A 10,398-nucleotide genomic window follows, 5' to 3' on the forward strand; every position below is an offset into this window, starting at 1 on the left:
CGTCGACATACTGGCGAGCGGCTGCGACGCCGGCATCCGCTATGGCGAGCGGCTGGAGCAGGACATGATCGCCGTTCCGATCGGCCCGCGCCGGCAGCGCTTCGCCACCGCCGCCGCTACGGCCTATCTCGACCGGCACGGCCGGCCCGGCCATCCACGCGACCTGCTCGATCATGCCTGCCTGCGCGGTCGCTTCGCCAGCGGCTTCACGCCGCCCTGGGAGTTCGAACGCGTCGGTGAGGTGGTGAGCGTCGATCCAACCGGCCCGCTGCTGGTCAGCACCGGTACGGCAATGGCGCTTGCGCTCGAGGTGGCGGTCGCCGGCGGCGGCATCGTCTCGCTGTTCGAGGACTGGCTGCGCCCCTATTTCGACGACGGCCGGCTGGAGCCGGTACTGGAGCCCTGGTGGCAGGAATTTTCAGGCCCGTTCCTCTACTATCCCGGCCGCCGCCTGACGCCAGCGCCGCTGCGCGCGTTCATCGATTTTGTCGGTGGGATGCGCTGGGATTGATCCCGGACTGGCATCGTGCTGTCGGGTGTGCCGGCCTTTTTCGGCCCTGCCGTCGTGGTTCCTTTCGACCAAAGGGCAAATCCCTAATGTAACACTTTGTTGTCATTGAGGGCCTATCAAAGGGGCGGTACGGCGAAAGCCCGATAAGGGAAAGGCGCGCAATGGGTTCGCCCTGGTCCGAATTGCTGGCCAACCTCGCGGTCGTGGCGATGTTCGTTTCGGTCTGGATCCACACGCATGTGTGGCTGGATCGCTGGCCGGCCGCCGCGAAGGCAGCGGCCTTCGGCGTGCTGATGGGCGCGGGCGCCATCGTGCTGATGCTGACACCCATGCAGTTGCAGCCGGGCGTGCTCGCCGATCTCAGGGCGACGATGATCGCGGTTGCCGGCTTCTTCGGTGGTCCTGTCGCCGGCATCGTCGCCGGGGTCATGGCCGGTGCCTTCCGGACGTTCGAGGGCGGCATCGGCGCCTTCGCCGGCGCGGTAGGGATCGCGGCCGCCATGCTGGTCGGTGTCGCCGGAAACCTTGCCCTGAAAGGGCGGCGGCCCACCGTGGTCGACATCATGCTGCTTGGCGCGGCGGCCGCGGCAGCATCGCTGCTTGGCCTTAGCATCCTGCCGAGGGAGGTCCTGCAAAGGATTCTGCCTGATGTGGCGCTGCCTTCCTCCCTGCTCATCTTTGTCTCGGTGGTGCTGTCGGGGCTGACGCTCTACCAAGAGCGGCGGCGTCTCGAAGCGCTGCAGTCCCGGCGCATCTACAAGGCCGTGGTGGAGACACTTCCGGATTGCCTCAACGTCAAGGATCTCGACGGGCGGTTCATCGCTGCCAATCCGGCAACGGCGGAACTGATGCATGCGCCCGACGCCAAGGCGCTGATCGGCAAGACGGACTTCGACTTCTTTCCGCATGAGACGGCCAAAGGCTTCCGCGAGGACGAGCTTGCGGTGCTGGCGTCGGGGGCCTCGTCCACCATCGAACAGCACCTTCACCACGAGGACGGCACCGACGGCTGGCTGGCGACCTTGAAAGCTCCGTTCCGCGACCGGACCGGGGCGGTCGTCGGCCTGATCACGCACAATCGCGACATCACCGCGCGCAAGCAGCTCGAGACCGAGCTGGCGGAAAGCCAGGCAAGGCTCGGAGACGCCTTGACGCACATGGCTGACGGCCTGGTGATGTTCGACCTGGACGGCAAGATGGTGCTGTGCAACGCCCGGTACCGCGCCATGTTTCCGAAGACGGCCGACATAAGAGTGCCGGGTGCCGACTATCGCGACATCCTGCGCGCTTCGGCGGCGCGCGGCGAAGGCATCACGCCGCAGGACGCGGTCGAGGAGTGGATCGCCGAAATCATGGCCTCGCAGAAACTTGTCAGTCACCGTCAGGTCCGGCTTGCCGACGGGCGCTGGCTCGATGTGCGCACCCGGCCGACCGGCGATGGCGGAAGCCTCAGCATGTTTTCCGACATCACCGAGGCCAAGCAGGTCGAGGCCGAACTGATGGCCGCCAATGAGAAGCTGAACCTCCTGGCGCACCGCGACGGCCTGACCGAACTGTTGACGCGGCGGGCCTTCGACGAAGCGCTGGCGCGCGAATTCGCCCGCGCCAGCCGCAACGCAATGCCGCTCAGCCTGCTCATCATCGACGTCGACTGGTTCAAGCGGTTCAACGACCATTACGGCCATCCGGCGGGCGATGAGTGCCTGCGCGTCGTCAGCCGCTGCATCGAGGCGGCAGCTCGCCGGCCGGCAGACTCCGCCGCCCGCTATGGCGGCGAGGAGTTCGGGCTCATCCTGCCCGAGACCGACGCGCATGGGGCCTTCGTCATCGCCGAAAACCTCAGGAGCAAGGTGCGCGACCTCGCTATTGGGCATGCCGGCAGCGAAAAAGGCATCGTCACCGTCAGCATCGGTGTCAGCACCTTCGAGGCCGCCGCCGCCATCGAGATCGCCGATCTTCTGAGCCGCGCCGACGAGGCGCTCTACGGCGCCAAGGCCGCGGGGCGGGACCGGGTGCATGGCTGGCGTCCGCACCTCAGCGGCCAACGCTCGACCGGTTCTCGGCGCAAGACTTGAGCCTTCCCAAATCCTGGGGGCCGGGCTGCCTGTAGAGTTTGGATCGAGGCTGAGCTGGCTATTGCCTAAACGAGGATCAGGCCAGGCACCTTCAACCGCTGTGAACTGAATCCGCGCTGGCGGGATCGAGCTTCACAAGACGAGCCTTCGCCTCGCCGACGCGTTGTTGCGCCGATCGTATCCTGTCACAAAGTCTCAGATTGATACCAATGCCACAGTCCTCGTCCAGCATCGCGTTTGCACGTTCGAGGGCGAGTTCCGCTCGGTTAAGTCGCTGCCTCGCCCTGGCCAGTTCCAAGGTCAGAAGTTCCATTTTACTGCTGTTTCCGTGGTTACGGTCCCTTCAGGTGGGAAACCGTTGCCGGTCGTTTTGGTTCCGGCTGTTCGCGCGCTGCTGTATTCGCTGCCGCGCGCGCCCTTGATGGCCTTCAGGACGGCCTTGGATGGGCAAGGCTGGTGTCGAAAGTGTCAGGCAGGACAGGTGTGCCATTGGGCCCAGTCGAGGCTGTCGTCATCCTGTCGACCGCCGGGATGATAACCATGCGGGCATGCTGCTCCGGCCACAATGGCTTTCCGAAAAGGAAGAACGTGCTGGCGAGAAAACAGACCAGCAAGAGGACGGCCAAGGTATTGGCGATGATCTCACCAAGCTGCATTATCTCTCCTCCAAATCACGCACCTGCAATGGGCAACGAGCACCAGCGGACAATGTTCACCGTGTGGGACCAATGCGCCTGATACTTCGGACTTCAGTCCGAGTTGCGGGTCGAACGATAAAGGCACAACCTGCCTGCGCATCGGCCGAGCCTCCGCCAATGGTGGCAGCCGGAGCATGGCCCGGCCTGCTCGCAACGTACCGAGCCCTCCGCCAAGGCAGGCCGGGCTGCCTCTCCTGAAGTGTCATGAACGGACCGCGATTTCCGCGGGCAGCGGCGAGCGTTGATTCCTCGGCAGCGGCTAACCCCGATCCGCGGGGTGACGGAAAGCACGCCGATATCCGTTAGACAGGGATGCTACCAGCTCACGGTAAAGCTGACGAGCAGGACGGCGATCAAGGCCGATAACGGGACCGCCATCAACAGCGCCGCCTCCATAAGTCGGCTTTCCTTGTCGCTGAACATCAGGATCTCCTCACATCTTGACCCGAAACCGGAGAATTCAGGGTTCGCCCACCGCATGGAAGCAGCGGGCGAACCCTTTCGGCGCAGGAAGGGACGTTAGCTGCGCCAATTCGAAAAAACACGCGCGGTCGCAGTCCGACTTTCGCCGGCTACCTGCCGGTGACCTTGCAGCGAACAACGAGCGTGAAAGATGGCCGTTCCCGGCGGCGGCTCCGGCAGGACCATTGCGTTTTCAGATGGGACCTAAGTCTGGGGCAGGCCGGACCGAAGCCCGATCCTGGAACATTCAATCCCGCCTGAAGTTCGATCGGCAGCGCGGTGACAATGTTGTAGCTGTGCAGTTTCAGATGGAGGAACTCATGAAAAAGAATCTTGCCGCCGTAGCCGCGGTTCTGTTGCTCGCAGGCGTCGGCGCGGCCGCCGCCGAGGACGTCGTCATCCAGCCCGAGCAGGAAACAGTGATCAAGGAATATGTGAAGAAGCAGCCGCTGGCTTCGGTCAAGGTTCCCGGCGTGGAACTCAATATCGGCACGGCCTTGCCAGATACCGTTGAACTCCACGAAGTTCCCAACGTCAAATATCGCTACACCGTGATCGACAACCGGACGGTGATCGTGGACCCGGGCACCCACAAGATCGTCAAGATCATCGAGTAACCGCGCCTGGCCCGCCGCCAGGCTGGTGGCGGGCCGGCTACGCAAAATGCGTTGCCCGAGCAATCAGAATTCGCGCGGGTCGTTGCCGATCTCGCGCCTGCTAATCCAGCATCATTACGATGGGTCCGCCTCCTGCAGTTCGCGGTGCCGGGCCAGCGCGCGAATTCGGTCGGCGACCTTGCCGTCCACCGGGTTGTAGACGGTCAGGCTCAAATCCGGCCGGCCGTCGACCGCGAAGGCCGAATATTCGAGTTCGATGTCGCCGAGTTCGGGATGCTTCAGGCGCTTTGTCCCGTCGCCATGGCTGAGCACGTTGTTTTCCCGCCACAGGGCGGCAAACTCGGGACTGGCGCTGCAAAGCTCGTCCACGAGCTGGGCGACCTCGGACACCGCGCCGGCGCGTGCCGCGTCGGCCCGGAACGCGCCGACCACGAAGCGGGCGAGGTTCTCCCAATCGTGCTGCTTGGCGCGGATAGTGGGGCTCAGGAACATGAAACGCAGGATGTTGCGCTGACCCGGGGGCAAGGTGCTGTAGTCAGTCATCACGATTTGCGCGGCGCGGTTCCAGGCGACGACATCCCAGGTCGCCGTCTTGATCAAGGCCGGGCTTGCCTCGAGCGTGTCGATAAGGCGCTGCAGCCTGGGGCTGACGCCGTCGGCGCCGATGTAGCGGACCTCTGGCGGACGCCCCAGCCCCAGCATGAAAAGATGTTCGCGCTCGGCCTCGGTCAGCAGCAGTCCCTTGGCGATCCGGTTCAGCACGTCGGCCGAAGGCGCGCCGCCGCGGCCCTGTTCAAGCCATGTGTACCAGGTCGGGCTGATGTTGGCGCGCTGGGCGACCTCTTCCCGGCGCAGTCCCGGCGTGCGCCTGCGCCCCGAGAAGCCGAACGACGAGGGGTCGAGCCGGGTGCGCCGGTCTTTCAGGAAGGCTGCGAGCGAACCGGCGGAATTGTTGGGCATCCTGTTAGTCATTATACCATGATAAAGTCACTACTTTAATGGAATAATAGAGCAGCGATACTGCGCGGGCAACTGTGCAGGAGATTTTGCATGCGTATCTTTCTTACCGGCGCCACCGGCTTCATCGGTTCGGCGATTGTCCCCGAACTTCTTCAGGCCGGCCATCAGGTAATCGGCGTCACCCGCTCGGATGCCGGCGCCGAGGCGTTGGCCGCCGCGGGCGTGGAGGTGTATCGCGGAACCCTCGAGGATCCCGAGGGCCTGCGCGACGGCGCGGCGAAGGCGGAAGCGGTGATCCACACGGCCTTCGACCATGATTTTTCGAGGTTCGCCGAGAATTGCGAAAAGGACAGGCGCGTCATCGCGGCACTCGGCCAGGCACTCGCCGGTTCCGACCGGCCGCTGGTGATCACGTCGGGCACCGGAATGGGCGCCCCCGGCCATGGCCAGTTGGCGGTCGAGGACGTCTTCAACCCCAGCCATCCCAATCCGCGCGTCGCCTCGGAACTCGCCGGGAATGCCCTGCTGGAGGCGGGCATCAACGTGTCGGTGATGCGGCTGCCGCAGGTCCATAACACGGTCAAGCAGGGGCTGATCTCGCCGCTTATCGAAATCACGCGCCAGAAAGGCGTCTCGGCCTATGTCGGTGAAGGCCGCAATCGCTTTGCGGCGGGCCACCTCCTCGACGTGGCGCGCCTCTATCGCCTTGCCGTGGAAAAGCGGCAGCCCGGCGCGCGTTATCACGCGGTCGGCGAGGAAGGCGTCGAGGTGCGTGCGATCGCCGAGGCGCTTGGCCGGGGCCTGAACCTGCCGGTCGTTTCGATCGCACCGGAAAAGGCGGCGGAGCATTTCGGCTGGATGGCGATGTTCGCTCCCATGGACCTGCCGGCCTCCAGCACGCTGACCCAGGCGCGGCTCGGCTGGCGTCCGACGGGGCCGACGCTGATCGCCGATCTCGACGCCATGCGATACTGATGCGCGTAAGAGGCGGCCGTCGCAGACCGTGAAGTCACGCCGGCTATGTCAATTGCCGTGTTTGGGGCGTGACAGGCCTACAGCATGTCGCGGCGAATAGGATTCGCCCGACCTACTGTAAGCTTCTGATTTTATGCATGTCGTCGTCCCGGAACCGAGCACACTTCCGGGCGACATGCATTAGGCCGCTTCGAGCGCCATCACCTTCTCCGCTGCCTTCGCCAGAAACCCGGATCGCGTATAGCCATGGGCTTCGGCGAAGGCATCGATCCGCTGGAGAACGTCGTCCGGCAGGGTCACGTTGATACGCACCACCTTCCTGGCTCCGGTCCTTGCCGCGACCAGGATTGCAACGCCGTCGCGATTGTCGGCGTCTGTCATCACAGCCTCAAGACTGGAAGGCTCCGGAATGGCATCGCCATCCTCGACCAGCCCCTCGATGTGGAGGGCAAGGGCCTCTTCAGCCATGGACCGGGCGTCATCCAGATCCTTGCCGGCGGTAATCCCGCCTGGGAAATCAGGGAAAGACACGCCGAAGTCGTTGTCGGCATCCTTGTGGATCAGTCCGATATACTGCTTCATGTCAGTCACCTCAGTTTCAGTCCAGATTGCTTTTCGATGCCCCCGAAGGAGCGGCCCGGCTACAATCCTAAATTCCGACCAATTCCGACAAGTCGCTGTCCGGCTCTGTTATATCGATGTTGCACAAACGGTTGACCCTGGGTTAGCATCCTCTTGTTGACGCCGATCGGAGGAATTTAGGCGGTCAGCTGGAGCGGCATGCGTTCTTGGCGCAAGGAGGATGCTCCAACACTTTAACCGGCGCGTGATCCTTCCTGAAACCGGTCCCGGTTTTTAGGGACGTGCGCTTCAGTGGAGGAGGAACCCATGAACAGACGCGAATTCCTGATGACGTCCGTGGCCGCGGGCGCCATGATGCTGGTCGCACGCTCGGCTTTCGCCGCGGACAAACTGACCATTCTCGGCTCGGTGCCCAGTCTCGGCTTTCCGTTCTTCGTGCACATGCTGAACGAGATCAAGGCCGAAGCGCAGGCGCAAGGCGTCAACCTGACCGAGAGCGACGGCCAGAACTCGGCCACCAAGCAGACCGCCGACATCGAGGCGGCCCTGGTGCAGAAGGTCAACGCGATCGTCATCTCGCCGCTCGACGTCAACGCGCTGGCGCCAGCCATCGAGGAAGCGGTCAAGGCCGGCGTTCCCGTGGTGACGATCGACCGCCGCGTCGACGGGGTCCAGGGCATCCTTGCCCATGTCGGCGCCGACAACGTCAAGGGCGGCGAGGCGGAAGCCCAGGCCGTGGTTGCGGCATTCCCGAACGGCGCCAAGCTGTTCCACCTGCAGGGCCAGCCGGGCGCGGGTCCCGCGATCGACCGCAACAAGGGCGTGCACAATGTGCTCGATCCGCTGAAGGACAAGTACCAGATCATCTATGAGCAAACCGCCAACTTCGCCCGCGCCGAGGCACTGACGGTGACGGAAGCCGGCCTTGCCGCCAACGGCAAGCCGGACGCCATCATCTGCGCCAATGACGATATGGCGCTGGGCGCGCTCGAAGCGTGTGCCGCGCGCAACTTCAGCGACGTCAAGATCTACGGCTTCGATGCGCTGCCGGAAGCGCTGGTCGCCGTGCGCGACGGCAAGCTCGCCGGCACGGTCGAACAGTTCCCCGGCAAGCAGTCGCGCACCGCCGTACAGATCGCGGTCTCCTACGCCAAGGACAAGACCGAGCCGAAGGAGAAACTGGTGCTGCTGACCCCCATCGTCATCGGCAAGGACAATCTCGACAAGGCGGAAAGGCTGAACGAGACGAAGTAGGGCTCGCATGGAGAGGCTGGCGGGACAGCACCCCCCTCTGGCCTGCCGGCCATCTCCCCCTCAAGGGGGGAGATCGGATGTCCCGACGCCGGCGCTCTTCCTGCAATGCCGGTGATTGGCGAAAGCAGGGCAACAGCCAATCTCCCCCCTCGAGGGGGAGATGTCCGGCAGGACAAAGGGGGCGTTCAAGCGCAACCTGGCTAGTATAGGGATGGCAACAAGGAGAAGTCTTTGCCTTTAGTTGAAGCCGCATCCCCCGTCCTGCTTGCCGTCGAGGGCGTCACCAAGCATTTCGCCGGCGTCACCGCGCTGAGCGATGTCTCGCTCGACGTCCGCCCCGGCGAAATCCTCGGCCTGCTTGGCGAAAACGGCGCGGGAAAATCGACGCTGTTGAAAATCCTGTCCGGTGTCATGCCGCCTTCCGGCGGCCGCATCACCTTCGACGGCGCCGACTACCAGCCGGCGAGCCCGCAGGATGCCAAGCGGCACGGCATCGTCACCATCTACCAGGAGCTCAGCCTGATTCCGACGCTGACGGTGGCGGAGAATATTTTCATCGGCCGCGCGCCGACCGGCCCGCTCGGACTGGTGAGCTGGCGCAAGATGGAGCAGGATTCCCGCGCCATCATTGCCCGCGTCGGTCTCTCCATCGACCCGATGACGCCGGTGTCGGCGCTGTCTGTGGCCGAACAGCAGCTGGTCGAGATCGCCCGTGCATTGTCTTTGAAAAGCCGCCTGATCATCATGGACGAGCCGACCTCGGCGCTGACCGAGACAGAGGTGCAGCGCCTGCTGTCGATCATGGACCGGCTGCGCAAGGACCATGTCGCGATCATGTTCGTCACCCACCGGCTGGAAGAGGCATCCGCCATCTGCGACCGCATGACCGTGCTGCGCGACGGCAGGCTGGCGGGGCATCTCGACCGTCAGGGCGGGCCGATCAAGCTGCCCGCCATCATCGAGAAGATGGTCGGGCGCGCCGCCTCCGAGCTTTACGCGCGGCCGGCGCAACGCGCGGTGGCCGGCGATGTCGTGCTTTCCGTGCGCGGCTTGCGCACCGTGCGTGACCCCGAGGCGCCGCATGCCATCGTGCTCGACGGCGTCGACATGGACCTCAAGGCCGGCGAGATCCTCGGCGTCGCTGGCCTCGTCGGCTCCGGCCGCACCGAGCTGGCGCGCGCCATTTTCGGCGCCGACCGGATCGCTGCGGGAACGATCACGCTCGACGGCAGGGAAATCGCGCCTGCTTCGCCAGCCGACGCCATCGCGCTCGGCATCGGCCTGGTGCCGGAGGACCGCAAGCACCAGGCGATTTTTGCCGCGCTTGGTATCCTGCCGAATTTCTCGGTCGCCTCGCTTGGGCGTTTCAGCAACGGCTTCGGCTTCATGGCCGAGCGGCGCGAGCGCGACGCGCTGTTGGGGTTTAGGAAGATGCTGTCGATCCGCATGGCGTCGGCCGAACAGGCGATCGAAGGCCTGTCGGGCGGCAACCAGCAGAAGGTGATCCTGGCGCGCTGGCTGGCGCGCGATCCAAAAGTGCTGATCGTCGACGAGCCGACGCGCGGCGTCGATGTCGGCGCCAAGGCGGAAGTGCACCAGATCCTGGTGCAACTGGCGGCGCGCGGCATCGCGGTGATGATGATCTCGTCCGAGCTGCCCGAGGTGCTGGCGGTGTCGGACCGCATCGTCACCATGCGCAAGGGGCGCATCACCGGGCAGATGCCGGGCGTCGAGGCAAACGAGGAAAAGCTGATGGAATTGATGGCGCTCGACAGGCAGGATACGCCGGGACAGGACGCGCCGGCACAGGATGCGGAAGGGCAGACACGATGAGCATCGCCGAGGAACAGAACCAGCGCGGCGGCGTGACGATCGCCCGGCTTTTGATGAGCTTCGGGCCGCTGCTGTTCCTGGCGGCGCTGATCGTCGTCTTCACCGTGCTGAAGCCGAGCTTCATGGACCCGATCAACCTGTTCAACATCACCAGGCAGATCTCGATCACCGGGTTGATCGCGCTCGGCATGACCTTCGTCATCCTCACCGCCGGCATCGATCTGTCGGTCGGCTCGCTGCTGGCCTTCTGCGGCATGGTGGCGGCCGTGGTGGCCAAGGGCGGCACCGCCAACACGCTGTCGCTGTCGACGTCAGGCACGCAGGGTTTTGGCTGGTTCGCGGCGCTGCTGGCCGCCGTGATGGTGGGCGCCTTGGCCGGCGGCGTGCAGGGGTTCGCGAGCACAAGGCTGAAAGTGCCGCCCTTCGTCGTC

At 64.6% G+C, this 10,398-nt stretch carries 11 protein-coding genes and 1 pseudogene; 8 read left to right on the forward strand and 4 right to left on the reverse strand.

What is annotated here, in order from left to right:
- On the forward strand, positions 1-511 hold a 511-nt coding region (locus O7A61_RS28550; protein ID WP_337132614.1), incomplete at its 5' end, for a LysR substrate-binding domain-containing protein.
- A gap of 161 nt (positions 512-672) precedes the next feature.
- Positions 673-2,586 (forward strand): diguanylate cyclase, encoded by a 1,914-nt coding sequence (locus tag O7A61_RS28555; RefSeq protein ID WP_337132615.1) that lies wholly within the window; start codon positions 673-675, stop codon positions 2,584-2,586.
- A gap of 91 nt (positions 2,587-2,677) precedes the next feature.
- Here O7A61_RS28555 and O7A61_RS28560 read toward each other — a convergent pair whose 3' ends face one another.
- Positions 2,678-2,899 carry a hypothetical protein gene (locus O7A61_RS28560; protein ID WP_337132616.1) on the reverse strand — a complete coding sequence of 74 codons (222 nt, stop codon included), beginning with the start codon at positions 2,897-2,899 and terminating at the stop codon, positions 2,678-2,680.
- Between the two features lie 115 nt (positions 2,900-3,014).
- Entirely contained in the window at positions 3,015-3,242 is a 228-nt protein-coding gene (locus tag O7A61_RS28565) for a polymerase (RefSeq protein ID WP_337132617.1), read from the reverse strand.
- 824 nt (positions 3,243-4,066) lie between these two features.
- Between O7A61_RS28565 and O7A61_RS28570 the strand changes: the two genes are divergently transcribed.
- Complete coding sequence (locus O7A61_RS28570; protein ID WP_027146294.1) at positions 4,067-4,363, forward strand: DUF1236 domain-containing protein; 297 nt, start codon at positions 4,067-4,069, stop codon at positions 4,361-4,363.
- Between the two features lie 114 nt (positions 4,364-4,477).
- Here the strand turns inward: O7A61_RS28570 and O7A61_RS28575 are convergent, their stop codons facing one another.
- Positions 4,478-5,323, reverse strand: a complete 846-nt coding sequence (locus O7A61_RS28575) for a helix-turn-helix transcriptional regulator (RefSeq protein ID WP_337132618.1) — start codon at positions 5,321-5,323, stop codon at positions 4,478-4,480.
- Between the two features lie 90 nt (positions 5,324-5,413).
- On the opposite strand from O7A61_RS28575, the gene O7A61_RS28580 reads away from it, so the two are divergent.
- Positions 5,414-6,298, forward strand: coding sequence for an SDR family oxidoreductase (locus O7A61_RS28580; protein WP_337132619.1), 885 nt, complete (start codon positions 5,414-5,416; stop codon positions 6,296-6,298).
- Between the two features lie 180 nt (positions 6,299-6,478).
- On the opposite strand, the gene O7A61_RS28585 is transcribed toward O7A61_RS28580, so the two are convergent.
- Entirely contained in the window at positions 6,479-6,880 is a 402-nt protein-coding gene (locus O7A61_RS28585; protein WP_337132620.1) for a type II toxin-antitoxin system HicB family antitoxin, read from the reverse strand.
- Positions 6,881-7,186: 306 nt separating this feature from the next.
- Between O7A61_RS28585 and O7A61_RS28590 the strand changes: the two genes are divergently transcribed.
- The 4 genes and pseudogenes from O7A61_RS28590 to O7A61_RS28600 form a co-directional block, all read left to right on the forward strand.
- Positions 7,187-8,134, forward strand: coding sequence for a substrate-binding domain-containing protein (locus O7A61_RS28590; protein ID WP_337132621.1), 948 nt, complete (start codon positions 7,187-7,189; stop codon positions 8,132-8,134).
- Between the two features lie 321 nt (positions 8,135-8,455).
- Positions 8,456-8,884, forward strand: a pseudogene (locus O7A61_RS32670) (ATP-binding cassette domain-containing protein); the annotation flags it as partial.
- The gene (locus O7A61_RS28595; protein ID WP_442921127.1) at positions 8,858-9,967 is read left to right on the forward strand and encodes a sugar ABC transporter ATP-binding protein; all 1,110 of its coding nucleotides are present in this window, start codon (positions 8,858-8,860) and stop codon (positions 9,965-9,967) included. The pseudogene O7A61_RS32670 and the gene O7A61_RS28595, both read left to right, overlap by 27 nt.
- Positions 9,964-10,398, forward strand: a 435-nt coding sequence (locus O7A61_RS28600) for an ABC transporter permease (protein ID WP_442921126.1), incomplete at its 3' end; no start/stop codon positions are given. The genes O7A61_RS28595 and O7A61_RS28600, both read left to right, overlap by 4 nt.

This window comes from Mesorhizobium sp. Cs1321R2N1 (genome assembly GCF_037179725.1).
GTDB lineage: Bacteria > Pseudomonadota > Alphaproteobacteria > Rhizobiales > Rhizobiaceae > Mesorhizobium > Mesorhizobium salmacidum.